A 17,288-nucleotide genomic window follows, 5' to 3' on the forward strand; every position below is an offset into this window, starting at 1 on the left:
ATTTTACGCGAAAAATATCTCGCTTTTTAGCCGAAGTAGGCATAGATAGGCACTTAGCACGCTCTGCTCTCTAATGTAGTTGCGCTCCCCTTTTAAAAGTAGCCTCTCAACCTCGATGTTGCCGTTTCTATCACCAGCTGCGACATATACCGTGCCAACTGGCTTGCTAGCTGTGCCCCCACCAGGTCCAGCTATACCGCTAATAGCAAGTGCAAAGTCCGCATTTGTCGTGCTTAGCGTGCCCTTTATCATCGCTTTTACGCAAGGCTCACTCACGGCTCCGTAAGTATCTAAAATTTCATCCTCAACGCCCAGCCATTCGTGCTTTATGTGGTTTGCATAAGTTACCAAGGAGCCATCAAAGCTAGCCGAGATGCCGCCATATCTTGCAAATTTAGCCGCCACAAGCCCAGCCGTGCAAGACTCAGCAAATGAAATTTTAAGCCCCTTTTGCATGAGCTTTTTTGCTACAAATTTGATCACATCTTTTTGTGGGATAAATTTTTGCGAAAATAGCGTTTTTACCCCTTGTAAAAAGCTCTCGATCTGACCAAATTTATTGCTTTTTGCCCTTACTAGTATTAAATTTGGCAGGATCTGCGCAAGAGTGATATCGACCTCATAAGTTTTAGCAAGTGGCAGCATAAGGATCTTCGCGCTATCTGCGTCGATGTCTATTAGATGAAAGTAGCTAAAATCAGGCTCATACTCGGTTAAAAACTCGCCTAGCTCTTCATTTGGATTAGCTTTTATGAGATTTATCTGAGCGTTATTTAGGCTGGCTAGAAAGCTATTTTTAGAGTAGTCTAAGCTATCTTTAAGTGCAAGAGTCGTGCTATCTTTTAGCTCGAGCGAGCCCCCAGTTAGCGTCGCTACGATCTTTGCAGCGATGGCAAAATTTTCATCTGAGCCAAAAATGCTTACAAAGTCGTAATCTTTTGATAAATTTTCGATGATAAAAGGTAGCTCTTTGCTATTTTTTGGAGCAAAACTGACCACTCCAAGCTCGCCAAAATGATCCTCGTAACTTTGAAAAATGTAGTTTAGAAATTCTCTATTTATCTCAAGATCTTCGCCTATTATCAAGATACTTTGTCTCATTTTTAAGCTCCTTTTTTTGCCTCATTATACTATTTTTCAGTGTGATTTAACCAGCACAGGTGTAAAATTAGCAAATTTTAAAATCAAGGTAAAAAATGGACTACAAAGAGACACTTTTACTCCCAGAGACAAATTTCCCGATGCGCGGAAATCTCCCACAAAATGAACCACAAAGACTAAAATCATGGTACGAAGAGCGTAAGGTTTATGAAAAAATGAAGAAAAATCGCCAAAATTCGGTTAAAAACTTCAACATCCACGACGGCCCTCCGTATGCAAACGGCCACCTTCACATCGGCCACGCGTTAAATAAAATTTTAAAAGATATCATTACAAAAACGCACTATTTTTACGGCGAAAACGTCCGCTACGTGCCAGGCTGGGACTGCCACGGCTTGCCTATCGAGCAGCAAGTAGAAGTAAAGCTTGGCGATAAGAAAAAAGAGCTTAGCAAGGTCGAGATCCGGGAGCTTTGCAGGCAGCACGCGAGAGAATTTATAGACATTCAAAGAAATGAATTTAAAAGCCTTGGCATCATCGGCGACTTTGAAAATCCATACATGACGATGAAATTTGAGTTTGAGGCTGACATCTACAAAGCGCTTTGCGAGATCGCTAAAAAGGGGCTTTTAGTAGAGAGAAGCAAGCCAGTTTATTGGAGCTGGGCGGCTAGATCAGCGCTAGCTGAAGCTGAGGTCGAGTACGAGGAAAAAGAGGACTATTCTATTTATGTAGCCTTTGGTCTTGACAGCGATGCGCTAGAGAAGCTTGGCGTAAAAGAGGCAAGCGCTGTCATATGGACGACCACACCTTGGACACTTCCAGCAAATCAAGCTATAAGCCTAAATCCAGATGAAAATTATGTCCTAACAGCTGAAAATTTGATCTTTGCAAAGCCACTACTTGAAAGCGTAGTGCAAAGCGGTCTAAGCAAGGGCGAGATCAAAAAAGAGTTTAAATCAAGCCTGCTTGAAAACGCCCACGCGATAAATCCACTAAACGGCAGAAAGTCGCGATTTTTACTAGGCGACCACGTCATGATGGACGGCGGTACCGGACTTGTTCATACAGCTCCAGGGCATGGCGAGGACGACTACTACGTATGTTTGAAATATGGCTTTAGTGAAATTTTGATGCCAGTTGATGATGGTGGCTGCTACGATGAGAGCTTGAAGCACCACGGACTATTTAGAAGCGACGTGGTAGATGAGTTTGTCGGTATGCACATCTTTAAAGCAAATGAGAAAATTTTAGAGCTACTTGGCAAAAATTTACTTAGTGTCTCTAAATTTAGACACTCTTATCCATTTTGCTGGAGAACGCATAAGCCTGTCATTTATAGAGCCACAAAGCAGTGGTTTATAGCTATGGACGAGGCTAAACTAGGTGGTAAAACGCTTAGGCAAACAGCGCTAAAAGAGCTTGAAAAGGTTAAATTCTACCCAAGCGTAGGCATAAAAAGAATAGGCTCGATGATAGAAAATCGCCCAGACTGGTGTATCTCTCGTCAGCGTGACTGGGGCGTGCCGATCGCGTTTTTCAGGGATAAAGCGACAAAAGAAGTTATATTTGATAGTGAAATTTTAGACCACATCGCAGGCATTTTCAAAGAAAAAGGCGCTGATGCGTGGTGGGCGCTAAGCATAGACGAGCTTTTACCAAAGGGCTCAAAATACAAAGCTGAAAATTTAGAAAAAGTGATGGACATCCTTGACGTTTGGTTTGATAGCGGCTCGACATGGCATGCTGTCTTACAAAGCGACAACTACGACGCTGGCAAATACCCTGCAAGCATGTATCTAGAGGGCTCAGACCAGCACCGCGGCTGGTTTCAAAGCTCGCTTTTAGTAAGCACAGCTGTAAATTCTCACGCACCTTATGAGAGCATACTAACTCACGGCTTTACCGTCGATGCCAAGGGCGAGAAGATGAGTAAGAGCAAGGGCAACGTCATCGCTCCACAAGACGTGGCCAAAACTCACGGCGTGGAAATTTTACGCCTTTGGGTTGGCATGAGTGATTATTCAAGTGATCTAAAAATAAGCGAAGATATATTAAAACAAATAAGCGAGCAATACCGCAAAATCCGCAACACGATCCGCTTTTTACTAGCAAACGTAAATGACCTTGAGAGCCTAAATACAGAGTTTAACATCCTTGATAAATGGATACTAGCACGCGCTAAAAAGGTCTTTGACGATGCGAGCGCTTGCTTTAAAAATTATGACTTTTCAAAGGGCTTTAACATCCTTTTAAATTTCCTTTCAGCCGATCTTAGCGGCGTATATCTTGACGTTTGCAAAGATAGACTTTACTGCGACGCAAAAGACGCCCCAAGAAGAAGATCAGCTCAAAGCGCAATGGCGATCATCACAAAGGCACTTTTGCCACTCATCGCTCCAACGCTTACTTACACCGTCGATGAGGTGATGGACTACGCTCCAAAGATCATCAAAGACGACGCAAAAGACGCGTTTGATCTAGTCTATGAGCCAATCATTTTTGACCTTAGCTTTGAAGATGAGATACTTTTTGCCAGCAGGGAGAAATTTAACGAGATCGTGGATGTTCTTAAAAAGGACAAAAAGATAAAATCAACTCTAGAGCTAAGCTTAGAGACCACAAACCACAGCATCACAGGCTACGACGAGCGCGAAGTGGCTGATCTTTATATGGTAAGCTCAGTTAGGCCTTATGATGATAGCGAGCCATTAGCTGAGTTTGAGCTAGAGGGCGATAAATTTAAGATCATAGCAAGCAACCTTCACAAATGCCCAAGATGCTGGAAATTTAACGCTAGCAAAGAAGACGCGCTATGCCCAAGATGTGAAGAAGTCATAAGTGCTAAGTGAGCCAGTAAGCGCAACTATCATAGTCGCAACGATCGCTGCGGTGGTCGTTGTTAGCTTGTTTGGCATATTTTTGGTTAATAAATTTAAAGGATAAAAATAGTGGTAACTTTAAAAGAAGCTTTGAAATTTTCAGCTGAAGAGATAAAAAATTTAAGAGCCGAGCTTGAGGCGAAGATCATAAAAGAAAAAGAGCTTGGTGCTTATGTCGAGCAGCTAGCAAATTTAGAGATAGCAAAACTAGGCGAGGGCGTGCCTATCGCTATAAAAGACAACATCCAAGTAAAAGGCTGGAACGTAACAAGTGCCTCAAAAATTTTACAAGGCTACGTAGCGCCTTATAACGCAACTGTCATCGAAAAGCTACTTGGTAAAAATTTAGCTCCATTTGGCCGCACAAATATGGATGAATTTGCGATGGGAAGCACGACTGAGAGCTCATTTTACGGCAAAACACTAAACCCACTAAATCACGCTCACGTTCCAGGCGGCAGTAGTGGCGGCTCAGCAGCAGCAGTCGCAGCTGGCCTTGCAGTCGCAGCACTTGGTAGCGATACTGGTGGCTCGATCCGCCAGCCAGCGGCATTTTGCGGATGTGTGGGCTTTAAGCCAACCTACGGTAGAGTGAGCAGATACGGCCTTGGCGCATACTCAAGCAGCCTTGATCAAATAGGCCCTATCGCTCAAAACGTAGAAGACGCAGCCATTTTATATGACGCGATCGCTGGACACGACCCAAAAGATAGCACGAGCGCAGATGTGCCGTTTGTTAGCATTAGCGACAAGATAGATGGCAACAAAAAGCTAAAAATTTGTGTCATCAAAAACTACGTAGAAAACGCAAGTGAGCAGACAAAAGTCGCTTTAAATTTAGCTATTGAAAAGCTAAAATCACACGGTCACAGCGTAACTTACACAAATTTTGAAGACTCAAAATATGACGTCGCTGCCTACTACATCATCGCAACCGCAGAGGCAAGCGCAAATTTAAGCCGCTACGATGGCGTAAGATACGGCAGGCGTGCAGAGGCTAGAAATTTAAAAGAGCTATATATCAACTCACGCTCAGAGGGCTTTGGTGACGAGGTGAAGAGGAGAATTTTACTTGGTACATTTGTGCTAAGTAGCGGATACTACGATGCTTACTACATCAAAGCGCAAAAAGCAAGAGCGCATATAAAAGCTCAGTATGAGAGAATTTTAGAAGAAAATGATCTCATCTTCATGCCAGTTGCCCCAAGCACAGCTTATAAATTTGGAGCACACAGCGATCCGCTTCAAGCCTATCTAAGCGACATTTACACGATCAGCGTAAATTTAGCAGGCCTGCCAGCTATCTCTGTGCCAGTTGGCAAAGATGATCAAAATTTAAACGTGAGCGCCCAGCTCATCGCAAAAGCGTGGGACGAACAGACCTTGATAAATGGTGCTAAGAGCCTAGAAAATTTAATAAAAGGATAAAAATATGAAGATAGTAAAGAGAGCTTTAACGTTTGAAGATGTGCTTCTTGTGCCGCAATACTCTGAAATTTTGCCAAAGCAAGTTGATGTCAAAACCAGGATCAGCAAAAACGTCACGCTAAATATCCCAATCGTCTCTGCTGCGATGGATACGGTGACTGAGCATAGAACTGCTATCATGATGGCAAGGCTGGGCGGTATCGGCGTCATCCACAAAAATATGGACATCGAAAGCCAAGCAAAAGAGGTCAAACGCGTTAAAAAAAGCGAAAGTGGCGTTATCATCGATCCTATCTTTATAAATCCAGAAGCGACCGTGGCTGAAGCTCTAAGCCTTATGTCAGATCTTCATATTTCAGGCGTTCCAGTCATCGACAAAGACCGCAAACTAATAGGAATTTTAACAAACCGCGATTTGAGATTTGAAACAAATATGAGCACTTTGGTAAAAGACCGCATGACAAAAGCACCGCTTATAACTGCACCAAAGGGCTGCACGCTTGATGATGCGGAGAAAATTTTCTCTCAAAATAGGGTTGAGAAACTACCTATCGTCGATAAAGATGGCAGACTTGACGGCCTTATCACCATAAAAGATCTAAAAAAACGCAAAGAGTATCCAAACGCAAATAAAGATAGCTACGGCAGGCTTCGTGTGGCTGCGGCTATTGGCGTGGGTCAGATAGAGCGCGCTAAAGCACTTGTTGATGCTGGCGTAGATGTCATCGTCATCGACTCAGCTCACGGCCACTCAAAGGGCATCATCGACACTTTAAAAGAGGTAAAAGCAAATTTTAATGTCGATGTCGTAGCTGGCAATATCGCAAATCCAGCAGCCGTAAAAGACCTAGCAGAAGCAGGAGCGGACGGCATAAAAGTGGGCATCGGACCAGGATCTATTTGTACTACAAGGATCGTTGCTGGCGTTGGTGTGCCTCAAATTTCAGCGATCGATGACTGCGCAAGCGAAGCAGCGAAATATGGCATCCCAGTTATCGCTGACGGTGGTTTAAAATACTCAGGTGACGTGGCAAAAGCCCTTGCAGCAGGTGCAGCTTGCGTTATGGCTGGTAGCTTACTTGCAGGATGTGAAGAGAGCCCGGGCGAGCTCATCACTTTCCAAGGCCGCCAGTATAAAGTATATCGCGGCATGGGCTCAATAGGCGCTATGACAAAGGGCAGTTCAGACCGCTACTTCCAAGAGGGCACCGCTCAAGACAAGCTTGTACCTGAAGGCATCGAAGGCCGTGTGCCATTTGCTGGCAGCATAAAAGATGTGATCCATCAGCTAATAGGCGGCCTAAGAAGCGCTATGGGCTATGTTGGCGCAAAAGATATCCCAACTCTTCAAGAAAGAGCTGAATTTGTCGAGATAACAAGCGCAGGACTAAAAGAGAGCCACGTCCACGACGTAGTTATCACTCACGAGGCACCAAACTACAAAGTTAATTAGTGTTAGACCTGCAAACTAGAACTATTAAATTTAACGAGCCACTCTATCTTGAGAGTGGCCGTATGCTATCAAATTTCAAGCTTATTTATGAGACTTACGGCACGCTAGATGCTGATAAAAGCAACGTTATCGTGATCTGCCACGCCCTAACTGGCTCACACCACGCTGCTGGCACCTACGCAGGCGATGAGAAAGCTGGCTGGTGGGACGGGCTAATAGGCAGCAAAAAGGCGGTTGATACCGATAAATTTTACGTTATTTGCGTAAATATCTTAGGCTCGTGCTTTGGCTCGACTTCGCCGTTAAGCGTTGATCGAAGTAGCGGCAAAGAGTATAGGCTAAATTTCCCAGTCCTTGCCATAAGTGACGTGGTAAAGGCGCAGATGAGGCTATTTAGCGAACTTGGCATCACAAGGGCAAGAGCTGTGATAGGCGGCAGTCTTGGCGGTATGCAGGCACTTTGCTACGCTATCGAGTTTCCAGAATTTGCGCAAGATATCATAATGCTTGCAAGCACCTATCAGACGAAGCCTTGGGCGATAGCGTTTAACAAGATCGCCATCGAAGCCATTTTAAACGATGAAAATTTCAAAAACGGCGAATACGACGTGGAATTTATAAGAAAAAATGGGCTAAAAGGCATGGCTTACGGCAGGATGGCAGGGCACATCAGCTTCTTAAGCCCTGATAGCATGGATAAAAAATTTGGACGCAACTACGTCGAAACTGACGGCCTTTACGATCTTTTTGGGCATTTTCAGGTCGATCGCTACATGGAGTATAACGGCTACAACTTCCCAAAGAGGTTTGACCCGCTAAGCTACCTATATATCGTAAAGATGATGAATATCTTTGACTGCACAAGGCACTACGATAGCCTAAAAGACGCGCTTGCGCCGATCAAAGCAAATTTGCACCTTATCGCATTTAAGGGCGATCTACTCTTTCCGCCAAGCTGCATGAGAGAAATTTATGACGCACTTTGCGAGATGGGCAGAGAGGCAAAGACAAATTTTATAGAGATAGATAGCAATTACGGCCACGACGCCTTTTTGGTCGAGATAGAAAAATTTGATGGATATATAAAAAATATATTAAAAGGATAGAAAATGGAGCAAAAAGAGCAAAGTTTTGAAGAGAAATTAGCCCTTGCAGATAAAATTTTAAACGATCTAAACAAAGATGATGTGAGCTTAGAAAACAGCATAAAGCTGCACGAACAGGGCAAAAAACTCTTAAACGAGGCAAGAGAAATTTTAGAAAACGCAAAACTTAGCATAAAGCAGGTGGATGATGAGTAAAATTTGCGCCCTTCAGCTACCAACGCAGCCCTTAAGCGAGGCGAGGCTTGATTATTACCTTAAAATTTGCGCGGACGAAAACGCAAGACTGGTTGTGCTTGGCGAATACGTGCTAAATAGCTTCTTTAAAGAGCTTGCCAGCATGCCAAAAAGCCTCATAAAAGAGCAGAGCGAGCGCAAAAAAGAGGCACTCTTTGCGATGGCAAAAAAGTATGATCTAAACATCATCGCACCTATCATAAATTTAAAAGGCAAGGAGATTTTTAAGAGCCTAGCCAAATTTAGCCAAACACAAGTAAAACTATATGACCAGCAAATTCTCATGTCTTATGCACACTGGAACGAGGCGAAGTTTTTTAGCAACGCAAGCGAGGAGCTAAATTTACCCATCTTTACATACGATAAATTTAAGGTTGGCGTCATGTTTGGTTACGAGGCGCACTTTGACATTTGCTGGGCGTATATGAGCGCTAAAAAGGTCGATATCGTGCTTGTGCCAACGGCTTGCACGTTTTTTTCTCAGGCGCGCTGGGAGGAGCTTTTAAAGGTTAGAGCCTTTACAAACAACCTCTATGTGCTTCGCGTAAATCGCGTGGGGAGCCACAAGAGCGAGGACGAGCAGTGGAGTTTTTACGGCGATTCGATGCTCATTAGTCCATTTGGCGAGGTTAAGAACAGGCTTGGTAAAAATGAAGAGATGATGATCGATGAGCTTAGCAAAAAGGAGCTTAGCGAGGCTAGAAGCACCTGGGGCTTTATGCAGATAGAGGCTAAATTTAAAAGATGAAGCGCTGCGCCTGGGCTGAAAAGAGCGAGTTTAGCAGGAGCTATCACGACTTTGAGTGGGGCAGGGCAGTTAAAGATGATAAGAAATTTTTTGAAATGCTCATTTTAGAGGGCTTTCAAGCGGGTCTTAGCTGGGACTATGTGCTACGAAAAAGAGCTGGGCTTGCTCAAATTTTAGACGGCTTTGATGCAAAAAAGATCGCTAACTATGACGAGGCAAAGCTTCAAAGCCTTCTAAGTGACGATAGAGCGATCAAAAACCGCCTTAAAATTTACTCTCTGCCAAAAAATGCCAAGGCTTTTTTAGAGCTTTGTGCTGAGTTTGGCTCGTTTTATAACTACATCTATAAATTTACAAATGGCAAACGCGTGATAAATGACATAAAAAGCGCCAAAGATATGCCAGCAAGTAGTGAGCTCTCAGAGCGCATCTCAAAAGATATGAAAAAGCGTGGCTTTAAATTTGTAGGTGCTGTGATCATCTACTCGTTTTTACAAGGCGTTGGCATCATCGATGATCACGAAAATGAGTGCTTTTGTAAAGGAATTTCGGAGTGAAATTTGAAACGAAGCGAGATTGAAAAATATATAAAAGAGAAATTTGACATTTTGGGTGAGCAAATTTTCCCAAAATATCCAAAATTTAGCGTATTTCGTCACAAGAAAAACAAGAAGTGGTTTGCGCTACTTATGCAGCTAAGCGCTAGCAAGCTAGATCTTGAAAGTGACGAGATGATCGATGTTTTAAATCTAAAATGTAGCCCTGATCTAGCCATGGTGCTAGTTGATGAGAAGCAAATTTTTAAAGCATATCACATGAATAAAAAGCACTGGATAAGCGTAAATTTAAACTCCAAAATCTCACAAAAAACCGTTTTTGACCTGATAGATGAAAGCTTTAGCTTAAGCAAATAAAAGCCATTTTTCAGCCTTAAATTTAGTAGTTTTTGTTAAAATCACGAAAAACTTAAGGATAAAATTTGCAAGAGCTAAACAACGAGATCAAAAAAGTCCATTTCATAGGTATCGGCGGCATCGGCATCTCAGCCATTGCTAGATTTTTACACGAAAAAGGCCACAAGATAAGCGGCAGCGACATCAAAGAGAGCAAGACGACGCTTGAGCTTCAAAATGAGGGCATCGAGGTCATCACGCCGCACTGCAAAGAGGCGATAAAAGACCAAGACTTCGTGGTTTATTCAGCTGCGATAAAAGAGGACAACATCGAGCTAGTGGAGGCCAGAAACAAGGGCATAAAGTGCTTTTCAAGAAAAGAAATTTTGCCTTACGTGCTTGAAGATAAGTGCGTTTTCGCGGTAGCTGGCGCACACGGTAAGAGCACGACTTCAGCGATGCTAGCAAGCCTCATTGAAGGTTCAGTCATCATCGGCGCCATATCAAAGCAGTTTGGCTCAAATATGCGCTACGCCAAAAGCGACAACGTCGTATTTGAGGCTGATGAGAGCGATTCTAGCTTTCTAAACTCAAACCCATATCTAGCCATCGTCACCAACGCAGAGCCAGAGCACATGGAGCACTATGACTACGATCTAGCTAAATTTTACGCAGCATACAAGGGCTTTTTGGAGCGCGCGAAAGTTAGAGTGATAAACGCTGAGGATGAGTTTTTGAGCACGCTTAAGCTTGATGCGATCAGACTTTATCCAAGCAGTGATATCACCGAGCTTACGATGGTTGTAAGGGACTATCAGCCATACACCAGCTTTAACCTTAAAAATTTAGGCAAATTTGAAGCCTTTGGCATGGGCGAGCACATCGCTATAGACGCATCTTTGGCAATTTTAGCTGCGATGCACGAGACGCCGCTTAAAGACATAAGAGAAAATTTACTAAATTTTAAAGGCATCAAAAAGCGTTTTGACATACTTAGCGCAAACAAAAATTTCGTCCTAATAGACGACTACGCACACCATCCAACCGAGATAAAAGCGACACTAAAATCAGTCTTTGAATACGCCAAAATTTTAGGTATAAACAGCGTCACAGCGATATTTCAGCCACACCGCTACACAAGGCTTAGCACAAATTTACCTGGCTTTAAAGAGTGCTTTAAGGGCGTTGATGAGCTTGTCATCTTGCCAGTTTATGCAGCTGGAGAAAATCCTATCGAAGTTGATATGAAGAGCGAATTTAGCGAGTATAACCCGATCTTTACCGACAAGGTCGAGAGGGTTGAAGAGGGGATAGAATTTACAGATGAATTTGGCGTGAAAAACCGCCTAAGTGACGGCATCGTAGTTGGCTTTGGAGCGGGCGATATCAGCGTGCAACTAAGAGGCGGATATTAATGGATCTAAGCAACTTTAAGCCTCAAGATGAAAATGAAATTTTAAAAGAGATAAAAGAAAAAGAGCTTAGTGAAGAAGAAATTTCAAGCCTTATAAATTTAGGCAAAAAAGATATTTTGATAGCCCTTTCAAGGTCGCAAAAACTAAATAGCACTCAGATAAAAGAAATGCTGCCAAATGCCCCCTATCTAGCCGTTTGCTTGCTAGTTGAAAAGCAAGATATTAGCGAGGTTAGGGCTGAAATTTTAGAAAAGATCAAGCCTCATGCTGAGCTTTACAAAGAGCTCATCGCAAAGTATAAAGGCGTGAAATGGTAAGAAATTTGATAATAATCGCCGGCGTGATGCTGCTTTTTGGAGCGATCTGGGCGATAAAAGATGAAAAGATCAGCAAAGGCGTTAAAGTGCTCGTTAGCGCGGTGCTTGTAGCTATCCTTGTTTGCGTTTATTTTTACGAGCAGAATTTGTCAAAAAACGAGGATGCCATCTCAAAGCTAGTTAGCGATTTTAAACAAGGCAAAACACTAAAATGTGGCGAATACAACGTGAGCGCTGAGAAATTTAACTACGAATTTGGCACGGCGTCATTTTTGCCAAAACGAGAATTTAGCGATCTCTCAGGCGTTATCGTGCCTATAAAAAGTTGTGAGCAATGACTGAAGAGATATTTTTAAAGCTAGATCTGGGCGAGTATCTGGATAAATTTAACTCCTTTTTAGCAAGGCAAAAACCGCTATTTTTACAAGGTGACAGCAAAATCCACTTTGAAAACATTAGCGAGCTTTCAAAGTATGATTTTAAGGCACCTGACGAGATAAAAGAGCTTGATGACGCGCTTATGAGACTTAGTAAGCAAGCAGTGCTTCACATCAGTGAAATTTACGAGTTTGCAAAGATTATTAAGTATTTTTCATATCTAAAAAAGCAAAAATTTGAAGGCAGGCTTGGCGAGTGGATCGCAAAGGTAGAAATCCCTGAAGCGATGAGCCAGATGGCAAACAGCTTTGATGAAAACGGCGAGTTTAGCGACAGCGTGGATGAGAGATTTTACGCGATAAAGCAGGCTTTTAGCGAGAAAAAGCGCCAGATCGACGCCGAGCTTAAAAAGCTCATCTACTCAAAGCACATCACGCCCTATCTAGTCGATACCCAGACGCACTACATCAACTCACAAGAGGCACTTTTGGTGCGTGGCGGCTTTAATCACGCCCTAAAAGGCACCGTCATCGCCAGAAGCTCAGGCGGCTACTTCTACGTCGCACCTGCAAGCACCGAGCGCCTAAAAAAGGAGCAAAGCGAGCTGCTTGATAGAAAAGAGGAGATCATTTTTGAGCACTGCAAGAAATTTAGCCTGCAGATGAGCAAGAGCCTGCTCTTTTTGAAATTTATAAATAACGCTTTTGATCAGTTTGACGCATATCAAGCGCGCGTAAATTTGGCTAGGTCACGTGACTATGAGTTTGTTTTACCAAATAGCTCGCACGTCATAAAGCTTGAGAAATTTGCCCATCCAGCGCTAAAAAACCCAAAGAGTGTGAGTGTGGATTTTAGCAAAAAGGTGCTTCTCATTACCGGCGTAAATGCTGGCGGTAAGTCGATGCTTTTAAAATCAATCATCTCAGCCACGCTGCTTGCAAAGTATCTGCTGCCTATGCGTATCGACGCAAACCGCTCAACGATCGGCTCTTTTAAAGAATTTGACGCGATCATAGAAGATCCGCAAAGTGTGAAAAACGACATCTCGACCTTTGCTGGCAGGATGGTGCATTTTGCAAAGCTTTTTACTAAAAAATCGATCATCATTGGCATCGACGAGATCGAGCTTGGCACCGACTTTGAGGAGGCTGCGAGCTTGTATGGCGTCATGATAGAGCGTCTCATCACTCAAGATATCAAAATGATCATCACGACCCACCACAAGCGCCTTGCGATGTTGCTAGCTAAAAACCCAGAGGTTGAGCTAGTGGCGGCACTTTACGATGAGGCAGCTCAAAGACCTAAATTTGAGTTTTTAAAGGGCACGATCGGCAAGTCTTACGCCTTTGAAACGGCGGCAAGATACGGCATATCTCAAAATTTAGTGGCGCAGGCAAAGAAAATTTACGGCGAAGATAAAGAGAATTTAAACGAGATCATCACAAAGACGCTAAATTTACAAACCAAGCTTGATGAGGGGATAAAAGAGGTCACGGCAAAAGAGGAGCGGCTGGAGCGCTTGCTTGAAGAGCAAAAAGAGCTAAAAGAGAGAAATGAGATCAAGCTAAATGCGACTATTTCGCGCCTTGAAAAAGAGTATTATGAAGCGATAAATGCGGCAAAAGCTGTTATAAATTTCAAAGAGATAAAAGATAAACAAAGGGCGCTAAATGTGGCAAATGAGAAAAAAGCCGCTATCGTTAAGCCTAAGAAAACTGAGCGTGAGAGCCTAAAAGTAGGCGATAGAGTAAAGTATGAAAATATAAAAGGCACGGTTTTAAGCATCTCTAAAAATGACGCTATGATCGAGTCAAATGGTATAAATCTGCGCGTGCCACTGGAGCTTTTAAGAAAAAATGGCAACGAAGTAGTCTTGCCTAAAAAAGGTGGCGTAAGTTTAAGTGTAGATAAGCCAAAAACTGCCTCGCTCTCGCTTGATCTGCACGGCATGAGAGCTGACGAGGCGATAGCAAAGCTTGATAAATTTATCTCAGATAGTCTTGTTATGGGATTTGATGAGGTTAGCGTATTTCACGGCATCGGCACTGGCAAGCTCGCTTTTGCTGTTAAAAATTTCTTAAAAGAGCATCCAAGCGTAAAAGAATTTCATGATGCACCGGCAAATCAAGGCGGATATGGTGCAAAGATCGTTAAACTTTGAGCTAAATTTTTAATTAAAAAATGAAAGAAATTTTTTATTTAGCTTAGATATAATCTATTAGAAAAATTTAAGAAAGGAAGTTTAAACTTTATGCCAAGCGACGAATCGCAAAAAAAGCACTTTAGTATGGTTAAAACCGTCACTTTGGTCGTGGTTTTGCTTTTTGCTTTCTTTGTAATTGAAAATTTAACTGTCTATTCATATAAATACAATAATGCGCTCTCTACAAACAACTTTGGCCTCAAAAAAAAGACTGAGTATCTAACAGATCAATATGTGAATTACTTTAAAAATATAAGTAAATTTAGTGTCTTAGATTTTCAAAATTACATAAGCAATGCCGCCTTTGGTGATGTCTTTTTACTAAAAGAAAATGGCAAAAATGGCTTTAAGATAGAGGCATCGTCAGACAAAAGCCTCGTAAATAAAGACTACGAAGACAAGAGCTGTGGCGACATCTATTCACATGATTTTCAAAAGAATTATTTCAAGGCTGAAATTTTGCCAGAAAATAGCGCTAAAGTATGTATGTTTGTCGCAGTAAATGAATATATTTTAGGCTTTAAAGCGCATATAGATCAAAGGATAACTGGCACTAGCGATGAATTTTATTTTCAGTGGCTGATGAAAAACATGGCTCTTACTTTGATCTTAAGCTCGATCGGTCTATTTTTAGGGCTTGCGGTCTGTCTTTGGTTTGTATTTAAGTATCTAAACATCAAATTTGACTATCTAAAAGTAAAAGAAGAGAGCACTATTAAGATCGCTGAACTAAAAGAGAGGCTATATATCGATCCGATGACAGGACTTTTTAACAAGGCTGCGCTTTTAAAAGATGTGAGCGAGTATAAATATCCAAAAGTGATACTTATGGATATTGATGATTTTGGCAAGATGAACGACTACTACGGCAAATACGTGTGTGACCAGATACTAAAACAGATGGCAAATCTCATCAAAGAATTTGCAAAAAATGAGAATATGAAGGCTTATTGTATCGAGGCGGACAGATTTGCTTTGGTCGAAGATAATAACGACTTTATCGACAGATACGAAGAGCTTGCTGAAAATTTACTAGATATATTTAAAGGCAGGATGCTTAGCATAAAAGATGAAAATGGCGTAGAGGTCGATGATATAGAAATTCACAACACCATAGGCTTTGCGCTTGATAGCGACCAGACCTTAAGAAAGGCAACCATCGCGCTAAAATCAGCTAAGACGCTTGATAAAGACTATGTTTGCTACTTTAAAGGGCTAAGTCAAAAAGATGAATACGCAAATCAGATCGAGCGCTCAAAGCTGATCCAAAACGCCACGATAAATGATAACATTGTGCCGTATTTTCAGCCGATATTTGACGAGAAAAAGATCCCTATAAAATATGAATGCTTGATAAGAATTTTAGACCGCGACGATGTCATCTCGCCAAGTGTATTTTTAGATATCTCAAAGCGTATCAAGCGTTACGCAGACCTTGAAAAACAGCTCATCAAAAAGTGCTTTGAGCACCTTATTGAAGATCCAAATTTGGTTCTTTCTATAAATTTAAGCAGCCGAGATATGATAGATGGCGACGTCTCTGCGCTGGTTTTAAATTTGCTAAACAAGCACAATGTCGCTGGCAGGATAGTGTTTGAGATAGTTGAAGACGAGGAGCTAAAGAGTGCTGAGCGCGTCTCAGTCTTTATCGAGCGAGCAAAGAGCATGGGCGCTATGATAGCGATCGATGACTTTGGCTCTGGCTACTCAAATTTCTCTTACATCATAAAAATCAAGCCAGACTACGTGAAGATCGATGGCTCTATCATCAAAGACATCGATATCAATAAAGACTCATACGCTATCGCAAGCGCGATCGTGGCATTTGCAAAGGATCTTGGCATAAAAACGATCGCAGAGTATGTTCATTCTAAAGAAGTCTTTAACGTCTGTAAGGAGATAGGCATCGACGAATTTCAGGGATTTTACTTGGGAATTCCTTCTAAAAAGGCGTTTTAGTGGTAGTTAGCTTTTTAAAAGAGCTTTTAAGTTTTCGCTCTATCACGCCAGAAGATGCAGGTAGTTTGGAGTTTATCGCTAAATTTATGCCTGATTTTGAGGCTAAATTTATAGAAAAAAATGGTACAAAAAATTTAATACTTTCTAAAATTTATGGAGACGGCGAGCATCTTGCTTTTGCAGGGCATATAGATGTCGTGCCTCCAGGAGATGGCTGGGAGAGCGAGCCATTTAACCCACTAGAAAAAGATGGCTACATCTACGCAAGAGGCGCGCAGGATATGAAAAGTGGCGTGGCTGCCTTTGTTTGTGCTGCTAAAGATGCAAAATTTAATGGCAAACTAAGCCTCATCTTAACAAGCGATGAAGAGGGCGATGGCACTTATGGCACGCCTTTAGCACTTGAATATCTGCGTGAGATAGGGGATCTGCCTAAATTTTGCGTCGTAGCTGAGCCAACTTGCGATAAGAAATTTGGCGATAGCATAAAGGTTGGCAGACGTGGCTCGATAAATGGCAAGATCGTGATAAAGGGCGTTCAAGGTCACGTGGCATACCCAGAAAAATGCGTAAATCCAGTAAATTTAATAGCTCCACTTTTAAGCAAGATAGCTGATCACGATATGGACGGCGGAAGCGAGTTTTTTAGCCCAAGCAAGATCGTGGTGACGGACATTCGTGGTGGCATGCAAGTTTGCAACGTCACTCCAAGTGAGCTTAGCATAATGTTTAACGTTAGAAACTCAAATTTAACTGACGCAAATGACGTTGAGAGCTATCTTAGAATCGTTTTAGATGGGCTTAGTTACGAGCTTAGTATAAAGCAAAGCTCGAAGAGATTTTTAACCAACAAAGATAGCAAGATCGTAAGAAATTTAATGGCATCTGTCGCAAAGATCACTGGCGTTACGCCACTTTTAAACACAAAGGGCGGCACGAGTGATGCAAGGCACTTTGCTGAGTTTGGCGTAGATGCGATAGAATTTGGTGTAATAAACGATCGCATACACGCCAAAAACGAACGTGTCAGCATCAGCGAAGTAAATAAACTTTATGAAGTTTTTAAAGACCTTATAGAAAATTTCCGCTAATCTATTTTTACCACCAAGTAGTTAAATTTAATCGCCACTTCTAGCGTTTTTTAGAATAAATTTTCAAAAAACGGCTACGC

15 protein-coding genes are annotated in these 17,288 nt (G+C 42.2%); 14 read left to right on the top strand and 1 reads right to left on the bottom strand.

Going from position 1 to position 17,288, the window contains the following annotated elements; all coding sequences use genetic code 11:
- Positions 1-3: 3 nt before the first annotated feature.
- On the bottom strand, positions 4-1,101 hold the full coding sequence (locus CVT00_RS01950) for a CinA family protein (protein ID WP_107915338.1): 1,098 nt from the start codon (positions 1,099-1,101) through the stop codon (positions 4-6).
- A gap of 95 nt (positions 1,102-1,196) precedes the next feature.
- On the opposite strand from CVT00_RS01950, the gene ileS reads away from it, so the two are divergent.
- From ileS to dapE, 14 genes are all read left to right on the top strand, one after another.
- Entirely contained in the window at positions 1,197-3,953 is a 2,757-nt protein-coding gene (ileS, locus tag CVT00_RS01955; protein WP_107915340.1) for an isoleucine--tRNA ligase, read from the top strand.
- 99 nt (positions 3,954-4,052) lie between these two features.
- Positions 4,053-5,411, top strand: a complete 1,359-nt coding sequence (gatA, locus tag CVT00_RS01960) for an Asp-tRNA(Asn)/Glu-tRNA(Gln) amidotransferase subunit GatA (RefSeq protein WP_107915342.1) — start codon at positions 4,053-4,055, stop codon at positions 5,409-5,411.
- Between the two features lie 4 nt (positions 5,412-5,415).
- The gene (guaB, locus tag CVT00_RS01965; RefSeq protein ID WP_107915343.1) at positions 5,416-6,864 is read left to right on the top strand and encodes an IMP dehydrogenase; all 1,449 of its coding nucleotides are present in this window, start codon (positions 5,416-5,418) and stop codon (positions 6,862-6,864) included.
- Positions 6,864-7,970, top strand: coding sequence for a homoserine O-acetyltransferase MetX (gene metX, locus CVT00_RS01970; RefSeq protein WP_107915345.1), 1,107 nt, complete (start codon positions 6,864-6,866; stop codon positions 7,968-7,970). Before guaB ends, metX begins: the two co-directional genes overlap by 1 nt.
- Before the next feature lie 3 nt (positions 7,971-7,973).
- Positions 7,974-8,165 carry an exodeoxyribonuclease VII small subunit gene (xseB, locus tag CVT00_RS01975; protein ID WP_004317712.1) on the top strand — a complete coding sequence of 64 codons (192 nt, stop codon included), beginning with the start codon at positions 7,974-7,976 and terminating at the stop codon, positions 8,163-8,165.
- Positions 8,158-8,952, top strand: a complete 795-nt coding sequence (locus tag CVT00_RS01980) for a carbon-nitrogen hydrolase family protein (RefSeq protein WP_103558728.1) — start codon at positions 8,158-8,160, stop codon at positions 8,950-8,952. Before xseB ends, CVT00_RS01980 begins: the two co-directional genes overlap by 8 nt.
- Positions 8,949-9,509: a DNA-3-methyladenine glycosylase I gene (locus CVT00_RS01985; RefSeq protein ID WP_103558718.1), complete on the top strand. Its 561-nt coding sequence runs from the start codon at positions 8,949-8,951 to the stop codon at positions 9,507-9,509. Before CVT00_RS01980 ends, CVT00_RS01985 begins: the two co-directional genes overlap by 4 nt.
- Positions 9,510-9,512: 3 nt before the next feature.
- Positions 9,513-9,866, top strand: coding sequence for an MmcQ/YjbR family DNA-binding protein (locus tag CVT00_RS01990; protein WP_103558717.1), 354 nt, complete (start codon positions 9,513-9,515; stop codon positions 9,864-9,866).
- Between the two features lie 86 nt (positions 9,867-9,952).
- Positions 9,953-11,260 carry a UDP-N-acetylmuramate--L-alanine ligase gene (murC, locus tag CVT00_RS01995; RefSeq protein WP_084109279.1) on the top strand — a complete coding sequence of 436 codons (1,308 nt, stop codon included), beginning with the start codon at positions 9,953-9,955 and terminating at the stop codon, positions 11,258-11,260.
- Entirely contained in the window at positions 11,260-11,577 is a 318-nt protein-coding gene (locus CVT00_RS02000; protein ID WP_103558716.1) for a hypothetical protein, read from the top strand. Before murC ends, CVT00_RS02000 begins: the two co-directional genes overlap by 1 nt.
- Positions 11,571-11,915, top strand: coding sequence for a hypothetical protein (locus CVT00_RS02005; RefSeq protein WP_103558715.1), 345 nt, complete (start codon positions 11,571-11,573; stop codon positions 11,913-11,915). The genes CVT00_RS02000 and CVT00_RS02005 overlap by 7 nt, the downstream gene beginning before the upstream one ends.
- Entirely contained in the window at positions 11,912-14,116 is a 2,205-nt protein-coding gene (locus CVT00_RS02010; RefSeq protein ID WP_107915347.1) for an endonuclease MutS2, read from the top strand. The genes CVT00_RS02005 and CVT00_RS02010 overlap by 4 nt, the downstream gene beginning before the upstream one ends.
- 90 nt (positions 14,117-14,206) lie before the next feature.
- Positions 14,207-16,117 carry an EAL domain-containing protein gene (locus tag CVT00_RS02015; protein ID WP_107915348.1) on the top strand — a complete coding sequence of 637 codons (1,911 nt, stop codon included), beginning with the start codon at positions 14,207-14,209 and terminating at the stop codon, positions 16,115-16,117.
- Positions 16,117-17,208: a succinyl-diaminopimelate desuccinylase gene (gene dapE / locus CVT00_RS02020; protein ID WP_103558712.1), complete on the top strand. Its 1,092-nt coding sequence runs from the start codon at positions 16,117-16,119 to the stop codon at positions 17,206-17,208. Before CVT00_RS02015 ends, dapE begins: the two co-directional genes overlap by 1 nt.
- Positions 17,209-17,288: the final 80 nt, after the last annotated feature.

The sequence above is a fragment of the Campylobacter concisus genome (genome assembly GCF_003048675.2).
GTDB classification, from domain to species: Bacteria; Campylobacterota; Campylobacteria; order Campylobacterales; family Campylobacteraceae; genus Campylobacter_A; species Campylobacter_A concisus_F.